The organism is Haloplanus sp. CK5-1 (genome assembly GCF_037201915.1).
Lineage (GTDB): Archaea > Halobacteriota > Halobacteria > Halobacteriales > Haloferacaceae > Haloplanus > Haloplanus salilacus.
On sequence record NZ_CP147505.1, the window covers coordinates 1,232,060 to 1,249,877 of the forward strand.

Below are 17,818 nucleotides of genomic sequence, written 5' to 3' on the forward strand. Positions count from 1 at the left end.
ATCAGGGCGGCAAAGGCGAACGCCGAGAGCGTCATCGCTCCGTCCCCCCGTCGGTCGAGGCCTCCGGATCCTCGAGTCGGCGGATGTCACGGTCGAGTCGGGTGAGGTCGTACGGCCGGTCGACGAGACGCGCCGTCAGGACCGCCAGCCCCGTTGAGACGGCGGCGGCCCCGAGGAAGGAGACGAAGTAGGAGGCCGCGGGGAGCGCAGCGAGGGGGAGGACGCCCCGAGCGGGCGGGAAGAAGGCCAGGCCGACGACGAGGCCGGCCGCACTTGCCAGGAGCGCCCCGCCGGACCACGCCCGCGAGGAGTAGAGGCCATGAAGGAGGGGGACGAACGTCGCGGCGGCGAGGAGGTCGGCGAGCAGAAAGAGCGTGAGCACGGAGTAGCCCTGTGCGCCGACGCCGGTGGCGGCGGCGGCGACGACGACGGTCACCCCGCGGGCGGCCGCGGTCAGGCCGGCGTCGGAGACGTCGAACGCGCGGGGGAGGTCGACCGTGACGATGCTCGCGATGGCGTTGAACAGCGTGTCCGCACTGGAGACGACGAGCAGGGTCGCGAGGAGGGCGACGACTGCGACGGCGGCGTCGGGTAACACCTCGTTCACGACGAGGAAGAAGGAGACGCTGGCGTCGCCGGGTGCCTCGACGAGGCCGAGACCGACCGCGACGGGGCCGAACACGCCGGCAAGGAGAACCATGGGAACGACGGCGACGGCGGCGACGAGGAAGGAGCGTCGGAGCGTCCGCTCGTCGCGGGCGGCGTACACTCGCTGCCACCACGCCTGGTTCAGCATCTCTGCGCCGACGACGGCGACGACGACGTAGACGCCGAACTCCACGCCGGTCGGCGACCCGACCGCCAGCAGGTCGGGCGAGGCGTCGACGATCGCGGCGTGGGCGGCTCCGGTACCGCCGAGCGAGAGGAGCGTAACGACGACGCTGACGATCAACAGGGGCAGGATGAGGATCGTCTGGACGGTGTCGGTGACCATGCTCGCTCGGAGGCCGCCATAACCGGTGTACGCGAGGACGGTGACGCCGACGACCGTCGCCGTCTGCCAACCGGGGACACCAGCGAGCAGGGAGAGCGCACTCGCGATGCCGGTGAACTCGGCGGCGAGGAAGACGAACATGTAGGCGACGCTCACCAGCAGGACGTAGCCGTACATCGCCGTCCCGTAGCGGGCGTAGGCGTACTCCGTGAGACTGTGGCCGTCGGGAATCAGCTCCCGAATCCGCGGACCGAGGACCGCGAAGGCGACGAGTGCCAGCGCCGATCCGGCGGCGTAGCCGGCGACGGCGGTCACGCCGCCGAACGCCGCCCCCGCCTCGGCGGGACTGAAGAGGATCCACGCTCCCATGCTGGAGGCGACGAGGGTCGCGGTCAGCGCTCCGCCGCCGGTGGAGTTCCGGGCGGTGATGTAATCCTCGACCGTCTCGATGCGACCGCGGGCGAACCACGCGCCGAACGCGGCGAAGGCGATTAACACGACGACCACGAGTCCGAGAACCGGCGTCGTCGTCACCACGTCCCGTCACCTCCGGGTCGATCTGCCGTTCCGGTAGCGTGCATGTCCGCCGGTGCGTGGCCGACGGTGTAATAGTTTGTGTTATAACCGGGTAATCACCGCTACAGGTAGCTGGCGTCCCACCGGGTCGGCTTGCGGCGGTTCTCGCAGTCGTTGCAGACGACGCGACCCATCGTGTCCATCGAGACGGCGAAGCTGTCGCAGTTTCCACAGAGGTAGCCGTAGCGCTCGTCGCGGCCCCGGTCGAGATACACGGTGTAGAACGGGCCGTCGGAACCACGGAGGCTCTCGTCGAGGGCAGCGTACACCTGCCGACCGTCGGGGAGGGTCGCGGCCTCGGTGAGAACCTGTCGACCGCCGGCGTCGGGGAACTTGGAGTAGAGGCGTTCGACGAACGGTTCGCCACCGATCTCGACCGTCCGCTCGCCGACGGCCTCGAAGTCCTCGTTCTCGTAGAAGTCGGTGCCGGCCTCGTTGTCCGCCAGGACGCGGCCCTCGATCCGGCCGACGCCGTGTTCGAGGAGTCGCCGTTCGAGCGCCGACAGCAGTCGGTTCCCGAGGCCGCTCCCCCGGCTGTCGGGTTCGACGTGGAGCCAGTCGATCTCGCCGACCACGTCGCGACGGTCGACGACGTAACACTGGGCGAAGCCGACGACGTCGTCGCCGTCGGTCGCGACGAGGAACTCGGAGTCCGTATCGTCGAGGTCGTCGGCGAGGGTCGCCTCGTCGTACCACCGTTCGACGGCCTGTCCGATGATGTCGTCCTCCAGAACGTGTCCGTACGATGCGGCGAGGGAGTGGTGGGCGACCGTCCTGATCCCCTCGATGTCCGCCGTCGTAGCCTCGCGGATATCCATACGAGGCACGTGGGCGACGCCGAGTCTTAAATGGTTGCCGTCCGACGCGACGTGTCGACACGTTTTCTACGCTCGCAGTCCTACCCCCGATATGGACGAGCAACCGGGGTTGAGCGATCAGTATCGGCGGGCAAGTCCGTGGCCGCTGTTCGTCGCGCTGGGGATTCCCATCGCCGAACTCGGAATCCTGTTCGACGTGTTCGCCGTCGCCGTCGCCGGACTGCTCCTGTTCTGTGGGAGCGTGACCGGGATGCTCCGCGAGTCGGGGTACGCAAAGACGCCGTGGCGGCCCCTCGGCGCGTTCGCGCTCCTGTTGTTCGCCGTCGGCGGGGTCCTCGCGTTCACCGACCTGAACCTCGTGACCCGAGGGTACGCCATCATCACGGCCGGGGGGTTCCTGGCCGCCGCCGGCATCGGGGGCGAACTGTTCGTCCCCAAAGGAGAGCCGATCTGACGGCACTCGCACCGACTGCGTGGCGATGAAAACCTATTTGTTCGGGGTGTACCATGGGTCGACTATGGCGACGAAAGTGTTCGACCGGGAGATGTTCCTCGATCTGATAGTGAATTTCATCCCGCTGTTCCTCCTCTTTTTCTTCATCGTCGGGTACACCGTGTACAACCCGTTCGGCGTCGATACGACCTTCAGGACCCTCCAGTACGCCCTGATCGTGATGCCGTTCGTCCTACTGGCTCTGCTCACCTACCTGTCGGCGAAAGCTATCGGGTCGAGCGAAAGCGAGTCGCCGGCGTATCTCCCCGGTGGATCGACCGTCGACGGTGCCGAACCGATCGAAGACCACGAGGAGTAATCCCGGCGACCCGACCGCCGCCCGACGGCGGGATGCCCCGGCCGGAGCGGCCCACGTCGGACCCGAATATTTCTTAACCCTGGGTTCCTGAGCAACGCCCATGCAGATCACCGGACAGTTAGCGTTGACGGTGGTCATGGGGCTCTTCCTCGTGATCATCGCCGCGTGGCTCGCGCAGATCGAAGACTGGCGGTCGTACACGCCGCTCGGGAGTGGTGGCGCGACCGGCGAGTCGGGGTACGTCTCGAAGGAGAAACCCGCCGGAATCAGCCGCTGGCTGACGACGGTCGACCACAAGGATATCGGACTGTTGTACGGGGCCTACGGCGTCATCGCCTTCGTCGTCGGTGGATTGATGATCATGCTGATGCGGATCGAACTGCTCGATCCGGGGATGACGCTCCTGTCGAACTCGTTCTACAACTCCCTGTTGACGAGTCACGGCATCACCATGCTGTTCCTGTTCGGGACGCCCATCATCGCGGCGTTCGCGAACTACCTCGTTCCGCTCCTCATCGGCGCGGACGACATGGCCTTCCCCCGCATCAACGCCATCGCCTTCTGGCTGCTTCCACCCGGCGCGTTGCTCATCTGGGCCGGCTTCTTCCCCCTCGGCGACATCGTCCCCGCCCAGACGGCGTGGACGCTCTACACGCCGCTGTCGGCGGGCGTCGGCGCCGGGAGTCAGGCCAACGCCGGCGTCGACCTGATGATCCTCGGCCTCCACCTCACCGGCGTCTCGGCGACGATGGGGTCGATCAACTTCATCGCGACCATCCTCACCGAACGCGGCGATAAGGTGACGTGGGCCAACCTCGACATCTTCTCGTGGACCATCCTCACCCAGTCGGGGCTGATCCTCTTTGCCTTCCCGCTGCTGGGAAGCGCGCTGATCATGCTCCTCCTCGACCGGAACCTCGGGACGACCTTTTTCGCCATAGAGGCCGGCGGGACGATGCTGTGGCAACACCTGTTCTGGTTCTTCGGTCACCCGGAGGTGTACATCCTCGTCATCCCGCCGATGGGCATCGTTAGCTACGTCCTCCCGCGGTTCTCCGGACGGCGGTTGTTCGGATTCAAGTTCGTCGTCTACTCCACGCTCGCCATCGGCGTGCTCTCGTTCGGCGTCTGGGCCCACCACATGTTCGCCACCGGCATGGACCCCCGACTGCGCGCGTCGTTCATGGCGGTGTCGATGGCCATCGCCATCCCCTCGGCGGTGAAGACGTTCAACTGGATCACGACCCTCTGGAACGGGAAGATCCGCCTGACGACGCCGATGCTGTTCTGTGTCGGCTTCGTCTCCAACTTCATCCTCGGTGGCGTCACCGGCGTCTTCCTGGCATCGATCCCGGTCGATCTGGTGCTCCACGACACGTACTACGTCGTCGGGCACTTCCACTACGTCGTCATGGGAGCCATCGCCTTCGCCGGCTTCGCCGGCCTCTACTACTGGTTCCCGATGTTCACCGGGCGGATGTACCAGCGCCGCCTCGGGAAGATCCACTTCTGGACGTGGATGATCGGGTCGAACATCACGTTCCTCGCGATGATCGTTCTGGGCTACGGCGGGATGCCCCGACGGTACGCCACGTACCTGCCCCAGTTCGCCACCTTCCACCAGGTGGCGACCCTCGGCGCGGTGCTGATGTTCATCGGCGGCCTCGTCTGGACGTACAACTTCGTCGTCTCGTGGCTGGAAGGTCCCAAGGTTCAGGACGGCGACCCGTGGAACCTCCGCGACGACGGCATGTACACCAACGAGTGGCAGTGGTTCGAGAACCAACAGGAGACGGCCCTCGCCGACGGCGGCGACGAAGAGGAAGCGGTTACGGACGGCGGCACGACCGAAGCGAAAGCGGAAGCCGAAGACTGAGGCCGCGCTGTTTTTTTACGTCGCGAGCAGGATTCCGGTGACGAACATCAGGAGTGCGATCCCGCCGAGGATGAGTCCGAGGAGGTCCGTATTGCTCATGGCTCGGAGGACGGCGCGTACGGGCAAAGGCCCATCGGTCGGAAGGGAAAGCGCTAATTCGCCGGGACACCTACCCGACGTCGTGCCCGAGACGCAGACGCCCTTGAACGGTCGTCGGTTCGTGTTGTTCCTCTACGCCGCCATCGTGCTCATCGCCGGAGCACTCGGGTTCATCCTCGGCGAGGTCGTCGACATGGGGGCCGCACCCCGGCTCTTCTTCCTCGTTCCCCTCCCACCGACCGGCGTCGGGTTCGCCGTCTACGGCGTGGGGACCGTCGCGGTCGCACTCGGGCTTCCGCTGTCGCTCGTCGCCGTCGTCTCGCGACGCGACGATGGATAAAGACCTTTGAGCGTGGCAACCACACGACCGGACATGTACCACGTCGTGATCGGTGTCGACGACAACGAGCAGCGAGCGGTTGCGTGTGCGCGCGCGGCTGCTGACCTCCCCGGAGATGTCTCGGACAAGCGTGTGACGATCATCCACAGTTTCACCGACAACCCCACCGGTGCTTCCGCGACCCAGATCGGTTCCGTCCGCGAGGCGATGGAGCTGCTCGAAGAGCGCGGTGTCGACGTGAAGGTGACCGAGTCGAGCGGCGATCCGGCCGATCAGATCCTCGACGTCGCGGAGAGCGAGGGCGCGGACCTCGTCGTCGTCGCGGGACGCAAGCGCTCGCCGACGGGCAAGGCACTGTTCGGGAGTGTCACCCAGTCCGTGATCCTGAACGCCGACCGACCGGTGATGGTCGCCGGCGACACCGACGACTAGTACACGTCGTCGAAGCGGTCGGCGTAGTCCGCCGGCGACTTGCGACCGGTGATGGTCTCGACGAGGTAGCTGTCACGGAAACAACAGACCGCGGGCGCGGAGTCGACGTCGAACGTCCGACGGAAGTCGGGGACTGCCTCGCCGTCGACGCCGGCCACGGCGACGTGATCCGGGAGCGCCGCGAAGATCTCGTCGAGGTCCCCTTTCAACGCCTCACAGGGTGCGCAGTCGTGTCGCCACACCGTGATGACGGCGTCGGAGGCGTCGTCGAAGAAGGGCTCCCACTCGCCCTCGTCGAGCTCCTCGATCTCCTCGGGGACGGGCGATCCCGTCGATATCTGGGCGGCCAGCGCCGCCATGACCGCCAGTCGCCCGTCGCCGACGTCGTCGAGGAGGGACCGAAGCGAGAGGAACGCGATCAGTTCCTCGCGAGTGACTTCACCGCTCTCGAGGCGCGCCTCCGCGGTCGCCTCGTCGACGTCGAAGAGGTCGGTCACCGTCTCGACGACCACCGTTTCGTCGGCGTCGGCGTAGGTGTCGCGGTAGATCCGACGGGTCGACTCGAACTCCTCGGTCGCGACGAGCGTTCCGTCCGAGCGCTCGTCGACGAGTCCAGCGTCGATCAGGTCGTCGAGTGCCGCCTCGGGGTCGGGTTGGGGGTCGGCGTCAGCGTTGGAATCGCTCATACACCGAGGTACCGTTCTCGAGTCTCTTCGTCCTCACGGAGTTCGTCGGCGCTCCCCTGGAAGACGGTCGCCCCCTGATCGACGACGTACGCCCGGTCGGCGATGTTGATCGCGGCCGCGGCGTTCTGCTCGACCAACAGGATCGTCACCCCCTGGTCGTTGATGCGCTCGATGGCCGACTCCACGTCCTCGACGATCTGTGGGGCGAGTCCCTCGTACGGTTCGTCCAACAGGAGGAGGTCGGTGCTCTGTTTGAGCGCGCGGGCGATGGCGAGCATCTGCTGTTCGCCACCCGAGAGCGTGCCGGCGATCTGTCCCTTTCGCTCTCGGAGTCTGGGGAAGTCGTCGTACACCTGGTCGGTGGACATCGACTGCCCGGTCGAGGTGAGTCGTCGCCGCCACGTGTTCGAGGCGTTGCGCGACACGTCGGCGATTTCGAGGTTCTCCGCGACGGTGAGGTTGGCGAACACCCGCCGCTCCTCGGGCACCAGCGAGATCCCCTGCATGGCGACGTCGTCCGCGGGCATGCCCGTGATGTCTTCGCCCTTGAACTGGACGGTGCCCTCCTCGATGGTCGGCGGTTTCGCCCCGGCGATCGACCGGAGTGTCGTCGTCTTACCCGCGCCGTTGCGGCCCAGTAGGGCACAGATTTCGCCCTCCTCGACCGTCAACGAGAGGTCGCGCAGGATGTGGCTCTCGCCGTAGTAGGCGTCGACCGAGTCGACGTCGAGCAGGCTCACAGGTCCACACCTCCGAGATAGGCCTCCTGAACCTCCGGATCGCCCCTGATCTCGTCGGGCGTCCCCTCGGCGATGACCCGGCCGCGGTTGAGGACGACGATCCGGTCGGAGACCCGGAAGACTATCTCCATGTCGTGTTCGATGAGGACGAACGTCAGCCCCAGTTCCCGCTTGACTTCCTCGATGAGGTCGACGGTCGACTCCGTCTCCTCGGGTGACATCCCCGCGGTGGGTTCGTCCATCAGGAGGAGGTCCGGTTCGGCCGCGAGCGCGATGCCGATCTCGAGCCGTCGCTTGTCGCCGTAGGGGAGGTCGGCGGCCGTCCGATCGGCCTGACCGAGCAGTCCAACGGCGTCGAGGGTGTCGGCGGCGAGTGCGTGGACGTCGGTGAGGCTGCCACGGTGTTCGAGAAACTTGAACCCGAACGACCCGTGTTCGGCGGCGAGCGCGGCGATCTCGGCGTTTTCTCGAACCGTGAGATCCGAGAAGATCGACGCCGTCTGGAACGACTTGCTGATGCCCATCTGGACCACCTCGTGGGGGTCGCGGTCGACGATCGACTCCCCCTTGAACCGAATGTCGCCCTCCGTCGGATCGAGTCGGCGTGTGATCAGGTTGACGAGCGTCGACTTCCCGGCCCCGTTCGGGCCGATGATCGAGACGCGTTCGTCCTCCTCGACGGTGAGATTCACGTCGTCGGTGGCGACGAGGCCGCCGAACTCCTTGACGAGCCCGTCGGTTTCGAGCAGCGTCACTGGTCGTCACCTCCCGTGACGTAGTCCCGGACGTCCCTGAAGAAGCCCCAGAGCCCCCGCGGGAACGTCCAGATGGTGACGACGAACACCAGTCCGAGTATCAGGTGCCAGAACGGGGCGATGGCGTCGATGGGGTGGCCGCCGCTGACGATGTTCTCGACGTAGAGGTAGACGCCGGCACCGACGATCGGGCCGAACAGCGATCCCGTGCCACCGAGGACGGTCATGATGACCACCTCGCCGCTCTCGGTCCAGTACAGCGACGAGAGCGGGACGTACGTCCCGTGGATGGTGAACAGGCTGCCGGCGATGCCGGCGAACAGGCCGGAGAGGATGAACGACATCAGTTTGTACCGCCAGACGTTGAGACCCACGAACTCGGCGCGCTGTTCGTTCTCGCGGATGGCACGGAACACCATGCCGTATGGCGAGTGGAGGATGCGGTAGGCCAGCGCGATACAGAGGAGCGTCAGGACCGCGACGAAGGCGTACAGGGAGGTTCCGAGCAGGAGGCCGAGCACGGAGGGAAGCTCTTCCTCCAGTGGAATCGCCCGGCTGTGTTGAATCGCTGTAAGGCGTAAAGATTCACTGTTTGACGAAGCGCTTGATGTTATAGACGACACACATCAGCGCGATTTCTCGGAACTCACGAAACCATGACCGCGCTCGCACGGCGAAGCCGAGCGAGCGCTTCACAGCAGAGTTCACGGTTTCGGTCATAGAGCGCTGATTGTAGCGGTTATCGTCGATTCTGGCGTTGTGTGCGTGGTCGTACGGAGCGAAGATGCGGTGCTTGATCAGTGGTCTGATGCCGAGATCGCGTAATCCTTCACGAAGCGATTGCTTGTCATAGCCTTTATCGGCGGCAAGAGACCGCAGATCGCCCGCGTTCCGGCGGGCGATCTGCTCAGCAAGGTCTGCGTCGCTTCCTTTTCGATTCGTTGAGCAGTGAACGTCAAGAACGGCTTGAGACGCTGTATCGACGAGTTTCGTGACTTTGAGCTTTTGAACGCGGTAGCTGATTCGCTGGCAGTAGTGGCGGCTGGCTGGTGAGCGGTCGTAAAACGTGGCGTCGATCGCGGCGTGTTCAGAGAGTTCGTGCAGCTGCGCCGACTGGCGCAGCAGCACTCGACAGATGCTCATGCTGATCCGGTCGAACGCCTTACACAACGTGGACGGCGCGGGGAGATCGGCCGCGTTGAGGCCGATCTCTCCGGTTATTTGTGGCATTTCTTTGAGCAGGTCGATCGTCATGCGGTACGACGAATCGAGGTAAATCCGCAGACAGTGAAGGGAAACGAGTGCATAGTCGGCGAATCCGCCGCCACCTTCCGGGGCGGCGGATTCGCCTCCATCGCCAGTAACTCTTTGAGCAACCGGTACAACCTCCCCGATGAAGCGGGAGATTTGCGTCATAGACAACCGCACTCTCTCGCTTCAACTCCTTTGATTTAGCGGCCTACCTCGCTGCTGTATGGCGATTCAACACAGCCAATCGCCCCGAACAGGTGGGCGGTTTCGACGCCCGTGAACCCGTTCTCGCCGCCGGTGATGAACGCGAGCGGCGAGGAGGACATGTAGAACAGCATCTGGGCAAAGGCGAGGGTGAGAATGGCGAAGTAGATCCCGCCGCGGCGAAGCGAGAGGAAGCCGAGGACCCACGCGAGCAGGACCGCGACGGTCGTGCCCGCGGCGACCATGAGCACCGGCGAGCCGGTGACGTGTTGGCTGAAGACGCCGGCTCCGTAGGCGGCGCTCCCCCAGAAGGCCGCGTGGCCGAACGAGAGGAGCCCGGTGTAGCCAAGCAGGAGGTCGAAGCCGAGCGCGAAGATGCCCCAGATGAGGATGAGCGTCGCGAGGCTCTGATACCCCTGAAGCAGATCGCTCACGACGGGCATCCGTGCGAAGACGAACGGGAAGAGCGCGAGGACGACGGCGGTCGCGGCGACGGTTCGGAGTTCGTCGCCGCGGGGCGCGAAGATACCGACCGCGTCGGCCAGCGACTCCTCGCCCGTCTCGGCCGCGGGTGCGGGTTCGTCGCTCACGGTGCCACCCCCTCCTCACCCAGGAGGCCCTGTGGCCGCACCAAGAGCACGATCGCCGCGATGGCGTAGAGGCCGACCTGTGCCCACGCGGAGTACGTCGCCACGAGAACGGCCTGCGTGATGCCGAACAGCGTCCCGCCGAGGACGGCACCGGCGATGGATCCGACGCCGCCGATGACGACCGTCAGGAACGCGGGGACGAGGATCTCGTTGCCGATGGTCGGGTTGACGGGGTTGAGCGGCCCGCCGACCACGCCGGCGACGCCCGCAAGCGCCGCCCCGATGCCGAACACGACGAGGTACGGCCGACTCAGGCGGATACCGAGCAGTTCGACCATCTCGGGGTCGCGGGTGCCGGCACGCACCACGAGGCCGAAGTCGGTGTACTCGACGAGGAGGTAGACGATCAACACCAGCACCGCGGTGATGCCGATGACGTAGTATCGCCACTGCGAGATGGGGATGGCGGAGAGGAAGGGGACCGAGGGCGCGCCCTGTGCCCAGGTCGGCTGGCTGAACGGGAGACTGCTCGATCCGAAGAAGGCCCGGAACAGTTCCTGAACGATGATGGCGAGCCCGAACGTGACGAGGATCTGGTCGGTGTCGGGGCGGTTCTTGAACGGTTCGACGACCCACCGCTCCATCGCCAGGCCGACGACGAAGACGACCAAGGGGACGATGAGCAACGCGGGGATGTATCCCCAGCCTAGTCCGAGTTGGGCGTACCCCCACTCCGCGAGCAGTCCGCCGGTGTTGATCTCCAAGGCGATAAGCAAGCCGGCGTAGGTGCCGATCAGATACAGTGCCCCGTGGGCGAAGTTGACGAACTTCAGGGTCCCGAGAATGATTGACAGACCGACCGCCAACAGGACGTATATCGCACCCTGTTGGAGGCCATTGAGCAGGACTGTTATTATCTCGATGTGGAAACTCATGGGTTCTCCCCGTCGGGTGGGCCGACGCGTGTCACAATCGGTGTCATGGTACGTGTAGATTGATTATGTCCAATAATAGTCTTGTGCTACCGAACGGCACGACGGCGACTATTCGTCGCCGTACTCGCCGAGTTCGCACTCCGCGGCCGGGCCTTCGTCGCAGCCGTAGCCGAGTTCGTCACGGCCCGTCAGGTTGATGAGTTCGTAGTACTGCCCCGTCTGCTGTTCGGACTCCGGTAGGCCACGGACGACTGGAACGGCGCGCTGGGCCTGGTGGTCACAGGCACGCATCGTCTCCGAGCCCATGCCGATGTTGTCGTACTCGTAGTCCTCGAGTTGGCGGATGACCTCGGGGGGGTAGAAGGTGCCGGCGCGCTCGACGGCCGCCGCGTACTGGAGCGTCTGAGCGTAGGCGAGCTGTGCCACCCCGGAGGGGACGCGGTCGTACTCGTCTTGGAACGCCTGGAGGAACTCCTGGGACGGCGTGTTGTCGATCTGGGAGTCCCACGCGACGGTCCCGAAGACGCCCTCGATGGACGCACCGGCCGCTTCGGCCATCGGGCGGTTGTACAGCGGGAGGAGGATCTCCATGTCCTCGTCGAGGCCGGCGTCGACCGCCTGGCTGACCGACGTCGCGCCGTCCAGCCCGTAGTGGTTGAGGACGAGGACGTCGGCCCCGGAGTTCGACGCCTCCGAGAGGTACGAGGAGTAGTCGCTGGTGCCGAGCGGCGTCGCCACGGAGTCGACCTGCTCCCACCCGGCCGTGTCGGTGAGGAACTGGTTCATCGACTCCTGTTGGGTCTGTCCCCAACTGTAGTCGGCGTAGAGCTGGTAGAACTGGAGGTCCTCACCGTACTCCTCGCGGACGACCGGTGCGAGCGCCTGTCCGGTCATGTAGGCGTTGAACACTTCGCGGAACCCGTACCGGACGCAGTTCTGTCCAGTCGTGTCGTTGGAGTGAGTCAGGCAGGCCATGAACATGACCTTCTCGCGCTGACACAGTTCTTGGACGGCGATGGCGACCGCCGAGGAGGACCCGCCGGTCACCATGATCACGTCGTCACGCTGGATCATCCGCGACGCCGACTGGCGCGCGCTGTCGGCGTCGGTCGCCGTATCCCCGCTCACCGAGTCGATCTGGTAGTCGAGGACGCCGTCGCCCGAGAGGTCGTCGAACTGGGAGTCGACCCAGCCGCCGCCGTTGTTGAGGTGGTCGACCGCGAGTTCGTACGCCCGGAGTTCGTCCTCCCCCTCGGAGGCGTACGGCCCGGACTGGGGGACGTTGAACCCCAACGTCGCCGTGTCGCCCTCGATGGGGTAGTTGCCGAGTTCGGGATACTCGGAGTCGCCACCGCCACCGCCACCGCCGGAACAGCCTGCCAGTCCTACCAGCCCGGCCGCGCCAGCCGCACCGGCCGCCTTGAGCACGTCGCGTCTATCCGCACCATCGCCATTGTTAGGCATACACAGAGGGTGTCATAGAACAGTTCGCATACCAAAGAGCAGGGTGAACGCTGAGGTGGAATGCGTTCAGCGACCCTGCAAGATGATCCTTCGGTAGAATCGTTCTTCAATGCCGTGGAAACGGAGACGTTGGCGTTGTTCGAGCACCTCTCCTTCGAGTTTCTTGAAGGGTTCGACGTGTTCGCCCCGGCGGAGACGGGGCGAACACGAGATCTTGAGCCGCCCGAGATGATGCGTGGCTTTCTCCATTGCTATTACAAGAACATCTACGGTATCCGTCCGGTTGCACGAGAACTGAACAACACCGTTGTCTGGCTCAGCTGTAGCTTCGATCGACCGCCGTCGAGAGACGCGGTCGATCGATTCCTCACTGATCTTGAGCACGTTGTTGACCGGGTCTTCGACCATCTCGTCGAGCAGGCCGCCTTGCGGGGCCTGCTCGACTTGACGTATTCTATCGATTCAACCGACGTGAGAGCGATGCCCGCCGATCCAGACGCATCGAAGTGCTATGATCCAACCGATGACGAGTACTACTACGGCTACGGCTGCACGATCGTCTCAACCGGGCAAAAGATCCCGATTGCAGCCGAGTTCACCGAGAGCAAACAAGCACCAGAAGAGACGGCGATGCGCGTCACGCGTGACGCGCTCGCCGTCGGGAAACCGATGTGGATGCTTGGAGACAGTGCCTACGACACGCTCGACTGGCACGACCACCTGCTGGCCGCAGGGGTCGTGCCAGTCGCTCCGTACAATCCACGAAACACCGACGACCCGAAAGATATCGAGTACAGGGTAGAAGACCGCATTGAAAAACACAGCAACGACGTTCAGCTGAAGCAATCAACGCTAGACGAGACGTACAACCGCCGGAGTGGCGTCGAACGAACCAACGAATCAGTCAAGGGCTGCGGCCTCGGGCGAACGCACGCCCGAGGCCGCGTCCATGCACGAGCGCAGGTGTTCCTCGCGTTGTGTCTGCGCCTCGTCGTCGCAATCACCAACTACGAACGCGGAGACAATCCGGGAAGCACAATCATCACGGTGTGAGAAGAGTTCTATGACACCCTCATACACAGTGTGGTGGCCACAACGTTAATAATAGTTACTGTTGAAACAACCTGAATCGGGGGACCTCATCGCAGGCCGTCGGCGACGGCGGGGAGCGTCGACACCTGGGTGTCGGGGGTCGCACCGATGGTCTCCGACGGGTCGCGGTGGCGGTTGATCCACGTCGTCGCCATCCCCGCGGTCCCGGCCCCGGCCACGTCCCAGGCGTTGGCGGAGACGAGTCGACACTCCCCGATCGGTCGGTCGAGCGTCTCCGCGGCGTGGCCGTACACCGCCGGATCAGGTTTGAACGTCCGCACGCCGTCCGCGCTGACGATTCCGTCGAGGTGCTCCGAGAGGCCGGCGTTCGACGCGAGACGGTCGAGCATCTCGGGGTTCCCGTTCGAGAGGACGACGACCTCGTGACCGGCGTCGGAGAGCCGGTCGAGCGTCGCGGCTGCCTCCGGGAACGGATCGAGGTGGTCGTACGCCGAGCGGAGTCGGTCGCGGGTCGACGCGTCCGGGTCGAGGTCGTACGCCGCGAGCGCGTAGTCCAGCGCGCGGGCGGTGAGCTCCCAGAACGGTTCGTACTCGTCCATCTGCGCGCTCTGGTAGGAGTACTGGAGCTGTTTGCGTCGCCACGTCTCGTCGACCGCCGCGACCAGTCGCTCGGCGACGCCGAGTTCCGCCCCGAGGCGGTCCCGAACGCTACTCGTGTCACACAGCGTCCCGTACATGTCGAAACAGAGGCCGACCATACGGGTCCAACGCCCACCGGCCCCTTGATTCGTTCCCCGACCGATACAGCGTGGACCACACGGCGGCCGGTGATGTAGCCGACGCCACCTCGAAACCGCCCCGGTGTGGCGTCGGAAGCGTCGCGAACGGCTGTGTGTCACGCGACGTTGACGCCGTGGCGCGCGAGGAACCGTCCGACGTCTTTGATTTCGGTCGGACTACCGATGATGCGACACGCCCCGTTGGTCGCGAACACCGTGACCGCGAACTCGGTTTCGAGGTCCCCTCTGAGCCCGGTGAGCGACTCGCAGGGGACCACGATCTGGGTGCTGTCTCGCAACCGTTCGGGCGTCGGCATCGGTTGGGGTAGTCGACTCGGTGCCGCGATATAACCGTGTCGAAGTTCTATCACTTGCCGTGCGAGGGCGGCCCGAAAGAACAGGTTTTTCGACGGCGACGGCGGAACGTCGGGTAATGGGTCTGGAGGAGGAGATCGACGACCTCCGCGAGGAGATCGCCGAGACGCCGTACAACAAGTCCACCGAGCAGCACATCGGGCGGCTGAAGGCGAAACTCGCGGAGAAAAAGGAGAAACTCGAACGCCAGGCCTCTTCTGGCGGCGGTCAGGGGTACGCCGTCGAGAAGACCGGCGACGCGACCGTCGGTTTGGTCGGCTTTCCGAGCGTCGGCAAGTCCACCCTGCTCAACGCCCTCACGAACGCCGAGAGCGAGGTCGGCGAGTACGAGTTCACGACACTCGACGTCAACCCAGGGATGCTCAAGCACAACGGGGGCAACATTCAGATCCTCGACGTGCCGGGGCTCATCGAGGGGGCCGCCGGTGGCCGTGGCGACGGCCAAGAGGTGCTGTCGGTCGTTCGGACGACCGACCTCGTCGTCTTCCTCCTCTCGGTGTTCGAGATTCAACACTACGACCGCCTCCGCGAGGAACTGTACGCCAACAAGGTCCGCCTCGACACGTCGCCGCCGAACCTCTCGATCAACAAGACCGGCAAGGGTGGCCTGCGTGTCACCACCACGGACGACGTCTCCCTCGAGGAGGGGACGATCAAGAGCGTCCTGCGGGAACACGGCTACGTCAACGCCGACGTGACGATCCGGGGCGACTGCTCCATCGACGAACTCATCGACGGCATCCAGGACAACCGCGTCTACCTCCCCTCGATCGTCGCGGTCAACAAGGCCGACCTGATCGACACGGACTACCTCCCGACGGTGGAGGAGGAGTTGCGAGACCACGGCCTCGATCCCGACGACGTGATCTTCATCAGCGCCGAGGAGGAGCGCGGCCTCGACGCGCTCAAAGAGGAGATCTGGGACGCGCTCGGACTCATCCGCGTGTACATGGACAAGCCGGGCCGCGGCGTCGACTACGAGGAACCACTCGTGCTCCGTCGGGGCGAACACACCGTCGACGACGCCCTCTCCAGACTCGGCGGTACGCTCGACGAGCGCTTCCGCTTCGCCCGCGTCACCGGGCCGAGCGCACAACACGACGAACAGCAGGTCGGCCGCGACCACGAGTTACAGGACGAGGACGTGATGCGCGTCGTCGCGCGGCGGTAATGATCGACCGTCGGACGCTGGCGGCGATGCTCGCTCTCCTCGCGGTCCCGTGGTCGATCCAGACGTTCGCCGGCGGCCGCCCACCCACGTACGTCTTCGCGTGGGGACTGGTCAACGTCGACCCCGTCGGGGTCACCCTCCTCACCGACTTCCTGTTTCGGTACACGATGGGACTGCCGCCGTACATCCTCGCGTGGCCGCTCTCGGTGGGCTGCTATCTCCTCGCCCTCGCGAGCGCCGTCGCCGGTCGGGTCACCGGCCGGGAGGATCGCCGCGTGACCGCCGGTCTCCTCGCCGCCGCGGCCGTCGCGCAGGTGACCCTCGCACGCGGGTTCTCGGTCCAGCCCGACCGGGCCGCGTGGCCGCTGGGAGCGGTCGCCTGCCTCGCCGTCGCGTGGCTGGTGTACGCGGCTCCGTTCGCCCACGGGGACTGAACGGTACGCTTTTCGGCGCGCCTGCCCTCGGTTCGCCCATGTCCGGCACGCTCGACCACGTCATGATGCGAGTCGCCGACCTCGACGACTCGCTCGACTGGTACCGCTCACACCTCGACTACGAGGAGAAGGACCGCTGGGAGGCAGAGGACTTCACCATCGTCTACCTCGGCCCCGAGGAGATGCACGAGGAGGGCGCGATGTTGGAACTCACCCACAACCACGACGGCAGTCCCGAGGAGATGGGGGACGCGTGGGGGCACATCGCCGTCCGCGTCGAGGACGTCTACGACGCCTACGCGGAGTTGATGGACGCGGGCGTCGAGGACTACCGCGACCCCGACTCCTGTGGCGGCGGCTACGCGTTCGTGAAAGACCCGGACGGCCACGAGGTCGAAATCGTCGAACGCGACCACGGCGAGCGCTGGAGCCTCGATCACACCATGATCCGAGTCGAGGACGCCGACGCCGCGCTGGGCTTCTGGATCCGGAAGTTCGGCTACGTCCCCGGCCGGCGCTGGGAGTCCGACACCTTCGCCAACTACTACGCCGAACCCGCGGGCGCACCGCCCGAGGCGATGTCGGTCGAACTCACGTACAACTACGACGGCCGGAGCTACGAGATGGGGGACGCGTGGGGGCACCTCTGTGTCCGGGTCGACGACCTCCACGACGACTGGGCGCAGTTGATGGAACGCGAGGCTCCCGACTACCGCGACCCAGCCTCGTGTGACGACATGTACGCCTTCACCACGGACCAGGACGGCCACGAGATCGAACTCATCGAACGCGAGAGCCTGTCGCCGCCGCTGTTCCCGGAGTGACCGCGTGATCGGGACCGGGAGTTAAAATAGGACGGCCGGGTACACCGTAGTATGACGAAATATTCGACCGGCTCCGACCGGGGCGGCGGTGACGGCGACGCCTGCGAACTCTGTGGCTACGAGACGACGAACCTCGAACGGGCGAACGTCGCCGGCGCGAACCTACTCGTCTGCTCCGACTGTGCACCACACGACGACTCCGCGGGCGGGAGCGGGGTCGGTGGCCGGGGCTCGGGATCCGGCTCGGGCTCGGAATCGTCCGGTTCGCGAACCGACGCGGACGAACCCAACCGCCGGAAGCGCGCGGCCCAGAACACGGCACGCATGCACGACGCCGCCAAGAGCGACACGAAACACTGGGAGAAGGAGGGAACGGACTACGAGGACGACCGCCTCCCGTACCTCGTCTCGGGCTACGGCGACCGGGTGGAGACCGCCAGACAGGACGCGGGCCTCACCGTCGCGGAACTCGCAGCCGAGGTCGATGTCGACGAGGACGACGTCCTCGCCCTCGAACAGGGCCGTGCATCCCGCGCCGGCGTCGGCGGCTCCGTCGTCCGTGCCGTCGCGGAGCGACTGGGGATCGACCTCGTCGACGAGTAGGGAACCG

The 17,818-nt window shown here is 65.5% G+C and carries 20 protein-coding genes and 2 pseudogenes; 10 read left to right on the forward strand and 12 right to left on the reverse strand.

Annotation, left to right across the window (positions count from 1 at the left end):
- Nucleotides 1–31: 31 nt before the first annotated feature.
- Together NBT81_RS06565 and NBT81_RS06570 are read right to left on the reverse strand one after the other, a co-directional pair.
- Entirely contained in the window at nucleotides 32–1,531 is a 1,500-nt protein-coding gene (locus NBT81_RS06565) for a sodium:solute symporter family transporter (protein ID WP_338741949.1), read from the reverse strand.
- 101 nt (nucleotides 1,532–1,632) lie between these two features.
- Complete coding sequence (locus NBT81_RS06570; RefSeq protein WP_338741951.1) at nucleotides 1,633–2,388, reverse strand: GNAT family N-acetyltransferase; 756 nt, start codon at nucleotides 2,386–2,388, stop codon at nucleotides 1,633–1,635.
- 91 nt (nucleotides 2,389–2,479) lie between these two features.
- Here NBT81_RS06570 and NBT81_RS06575 point away from each other — a divergent pair, with 91 nt between their 5' ends.
- The 5 genes from NBT81_RS06575 to NBT81_RS06595 all read left to right on the forward strand — a co-directional run bounded on the left by NBT81_RS06575 (nucleotide 2,480) and on the right by NBT81_RS06595 (nucleotide 5,947).
- Nucleotides 2,480–2,842: a DUF7541 family protein gene (locus NBT81_RS06575; protein ID WP_338741953.1), complete on the forward strand. Its 363-nt coding sequence runs from the start codon at nucleotides 2,480–2,482 to the stop codon at nucleotides 2,840–2,842.
- 64 nt (nucleotides 2,843–2,906) lie between these two features.
- Nucleotides 2,907–3,200, forward strand: coding sequence for a DUF6684 family protein (locus NBT81_RS06580; protein ID WP_338741955.1), 294 nt, complete (start codon nucleotides 2,907–2,909; stop codon nucleotides 3,198–3,200).
- 136 nt (nucleotides 3,201–3,336) lie between these two features.
- A complete protein-coding gene (locus NBT81_RS06585; protein ID WP_338742516.1) occupies nucleotides 3,337–5,076 on the forward strand; it encodes a cbb3-type cytochrome c oxidase subunit I in 1,740 nt (579 codons plus the stop codon).
- 181 nt (nucleotides 5,077–5,257) lie between these two features.
- Nucleotides 5,258–5,515 carry a DUF7520 family protein gene (locus NBT81_RS06590; protein WP_338741957.1) on the forward strand — a complete coding sequence of 86 codons (258 nt, stop codon included), beginning with the start codon at nucleotides 5,258–5,260 and terminating at the stop codon, nucleotides 5,513–5,515.
- A 33-nt stretch (nucleotides 5,516–5,548) separates the two neighbouring features.
- Entirely contained in the window at nucleotides 5,549–5,947 is a 399-nt protein-coding gene (locus NBT81_RS06595; protein ID WP_338741959.1) for a universal stress protein, read from the forward strand.
- Here NBT81_RS06595 and NBT81_RS06600 read toward each other — a convergent pair.
- The 8 genes and pseudogenes from NBT81_RS06600 to NBT81_RS06635 form a co-directional block, all read right to left on the reverse strand.
- Nucleotides 5,944–6,633, reverse strand: coding sequence for a thioredoxin family protein (locus NBT81_RS06600; RefSeq protein WP_338741961.1), 690 nt, complete (start codon nucleotides 6,631–6,633; stop codon nucleotides 5,944–5,946). The genes NBT81_RS06595 and NBT81_RS06600 overlap by 4 nt on opposite strands.
- Nucleotides 6,630–7,373, reverse strand: a complete 744-nt coding sequence (locus NBT81_RS06605) for an ABC transporter ATP-binding protein (RefSeq protein WP_338741963.1) — start codon at nucleotides 7,371–7,373, stop codon at nucleotides 6,630–6,632. The genes NBT81_RS06600 and NBT81_RS06605 overlap by 4 nt, the downstream gene beginning before the upstream one ends.
- Nucleotides 7,370–8,128, reverse strand: coding sequence for an ABC transporter ATP-binding protein (locus NBT81_RS06610; RefSeq protein ID WP_338741965.1), 759 nt, complete (start codon nucleotides 8,126–8,128; stop codon nucleotides 7,370–7,372). Before NBT81_RS06610 ends, NBT81_RS06605 begins: the two co-directional genes overlap by 4 nt.
- Nucleotides 8,125–8,670 (reverse strand): annotated as a pseudogene (locus NBT81_RS06615) (branched-chain amino acid ABC transporter permease); the annotation flags it as partial. The gene NBT81_RS06610 and the pseudogene NBT81_RS06615, both read right to left, overlap by 4 nt.
- Before the next feature lie 43 nt (nucleotides 8,671–8,713).
- On the reverse strand, nucleotides 8,714–9,544 hold the full coding sequence (locus NBT81_RS06620) for an IS5 family transposase (protein ID WP_338739022.1): 831 nt from the start codon (nucleotides 9,542–9,544) through the stop codon (nucleotides 8,714–8,716).
- Between the two features lie 77 nt (nucleotides 9,545–9,621).
- Nucleotides 9,622–10,128 (reverse strand): annotated as a pseudogene (locus tag NBT81_RS06625) (branched-chain amino acid ABC transporter permease); the annotation flags it as partial.
- A gap of 41 nt (nucleotides 10,129–10,169) precedes the next feature.
- Entirely contained in the window at nucleotides 10,170–11,108 is a 939-nt protein-coding gene (locus NBT81_RS06630; protein WP_338741967.1) for a branched-chain amino acid ABC transporter permease, read from the reverse strand.
- Nucleotides 11,109–11,216: 108 nt separating this feature from the next.
- Nucleotides 11,217–12,572, reverse strand: a complete 1,356-nt coding sequence (locus NBT81_RS06635) for a substrate-binding protein (protein ID WP_338741969.1) — start codon at nucleotides 12,570–12,572, stop codon at nucleotides 11,217–11,219.
- A 60-nt stretch (nucleotides 12,573–12,632) separates the two neighbouring features.
- Here NBT81_RS06635 and NBT81_RS06640 point away from each other — a divergent pair, with 60 nt between their 5' ends.
- Nucleotides 12,633–13,625: a transposase gene (locus tag NBT81_RS06640; protein WP_338737836.1), complete on the forward strand. Its 993-nt coding sequence runs from the start codon at nucleotides 12,633–12,635 to the stop codon at nucleotides 13,623–13,625.
- A gap of 86 nt (nucleotides 13,626–13,711) precedes the next feature.
- On the opposite strand, the gene NBT81_RS06645 is transcribed toward NBT81_RS06640, so the two are convergent.
- Together NBT81_RS06645 and NBT81_RS06650 are read right to left on the reverse strand one after the other, a co-directional pair.
- Nucleotides 13,712–14,383 carry a haloacid dehalogenase type II gene (locus NBT81_RS06645; protein WP_338741971.1) on the reverse strand — a complete coding sequence of 224 codons (672 nt, stop codon included), beginning with the start codon at nucleotides 14,381–14,383 and terminating at the stop codon, nucleotides 13,712–13,714.
- Nucleotides 14,384–14,520: 137 nt separating this feature from the next.
- The gene (locus tag NBT81_RS06650; RefSeq protein ID WP_338741973.1) at nucleotides 14,521–14,721 is read right to left on the reverse strand and encodes a hypothetical protein; all 201 of its coding nucleotides are present in this window, start codon (nucleotides 14,719–14,721) and stop codon (nucleotides 14,521–14,523) included.
- A gap of 116 nt (nucleotides 14,722–14,837) precedes the next feature.
- Here NBT81_RS06650 and NBT81_RS06655 point away from each other — a divergent pair, with 116 nt between their 5' ends.
- Genes NBT81_RS06655 through NBT81_RS06670 form a run of 4 tightly spaced genes read left to right on the forward strand, consistent with a single transcriptional unit; the run spans nucleotide 14,838 to nucleotide 17,811 of the window.
- Nucleotides 14,838–15,950 (forward strand): GTP-binding protein, encoded by a 1,113-nt coding sequence (locus NBT81_RS06655; protein WP_338741975.1) that lies wholly within the window; start codon nucleotides 14,838–14,840, stop codon nucleotides 15,948–15,950.
- Nucleotides 15,950–16,384, forward strand: coding sequence for a TIGR04206 family protein (locus tag NBT81_RS06660; RefSeq protein WP_338741976.1), 435 nt, complete (start codon nucleotides 15,950–15,952; stop codon nucleotides 16,382–16,384). Before NBT81_RS06655 ends, NBT81_RS06660 begins: the two co-directional genes overlap by 1 nt.
- Before the next feature lie 38 nt (nucleotides 16,385–16,422).
- The gene (locus NBT81_RS06665) at nucleotides 16,423–17,208 is read left to right on the forward strand and encodes a VOC family protein (protein ID WP_338741978.1); all 786 of its coding nucleotides are present in this window, start codon (nucleotides 16,423–16,425) and stop codon (nucleotides 17,206–17,208) included.
- A 51-nt stretch (nucleotides 17,209–17,259) separates the two neighbouring features.
- Nucleotides 17,260–17,811 (forward strand): transcriptional regulator, encoded by a 552-nt coding sequence (locus NBT81_RS06670; RefSeq protein WP_338741980.1) that lies wholly within the window; start codon nucleotides 17,260–17,262, stop codon nucleotides 17,809–17,811.
- Nucleotides 17,812–17,818 lie beyond the last annotated feature (7 nt).

Coding starts and splice junctions, on each gene's coding strand:
- NBT81_RS06570 (WP_338741951.1), bottom strand. CDS start 2,388: ATGGATATCCGCGAGGCTACGACGGCGGACATCGAGGGGATCAGGACG.
- NBT81_RS06575 (WP_338741953.1), top strand. CDS start 2,480: ATGGACGAGCAACCGGGGTTGAGCGATCAGTATCGGCGGGCAAGTCCG.
- NBT81_RS06580 (WP_338741955.1), top strand. CDS start 2,907: ATGGCGACGAAAGTGTTCGACCGGGAGATGTTCCTCGATCTGATAGTG.
- NBT81_RS06585 (WP_338742516.1), top strand. CDS start 3,337: ATGGGGCTCTTCCTCGTGATCATCGCCGCGTGGCTCGCGCAGATCGAA.
- NBT81_RS06595 (WP_338741959.1), top strand. CDS start 5,549: ATGTACCACGTCGTGATCGGTGTCGACGACAACGAGCAGCGAGCGGTT.
- NBT81_RS06600 (WP_338741961.1), bottom strand. CDS start 6,633: ATGAGCGATTCCAACGCTGACGCCGACCCCCAACCCGACCCCGAGGCG.
- NBT81_RS06620 (WP_338739022.1), bottom strand. CDS start 9,544: ATGACGCAAATCTCCCGCTTCATCGGGGAGGTTGTACCGGTTGCTCAA.
- NBT81_RS06630 (WP_338741967.1), bottom strand. CDS start 11,108: ATGAGTTTCCACATCGAGATAATAACAGTCCTGCTCAATGGCCTCCAA.
- NBT81_RS06635 (WP_338741969.1), bottom strand. CDS start 12,572: ATGCCTAACAATGGCGATGGTGCGGATAGACGCGACGTGCTCAAGGCG.
- NBT81_RS06640 (WP_338737836.1), top strand. CDS start 12,633: ATGCGTTCAGCGACCCTGCAAGATGATCCTTCGGTAGAATCGTTCTTC.
- NBT81_RS06645 (WP_338741971.1), bottom strand. CDS start 14,383: ATGGTCGGCCTCTGTTTCGACATGTACGGGACGCTGTGTGACACGAGT.
- NBT81_RS06650 (WP_338741973.1), bottom strand. CDS start 14,721: ATGCCGACGCCCGAACGGTTGCGAGACAGCACCCAGATCGTGGTCCCC.
- NBT81_RS06655 (WP_338741975.1), top strand. CDS start 14,838: ATGGGTCTGGAGGAGGAGATCGACGACCTCCGCGAGGAGATCGCCGAG.
- NBT81_RS06660 (WP_338741976.1), top strand. CDS start 15,950: ATGATCGACCGTCGGACGCTGGCGGCGATGCTCGCTCTCCTCGCGGTC.
- NBT81_RS06665 (WP_338741978.1), top strand. CDS start 16,423: ATGTCCGGCACGCTCGACCACGTCATGATGCGAGTCGCCGACCTCGAC.
- NBT81_RS06670 (WP_338741980.1), top strand. CDS start 17,260: ATGACGAAATATTCGACCGGCTCCGACCGGGGCGGCGGTGACGGCGAC.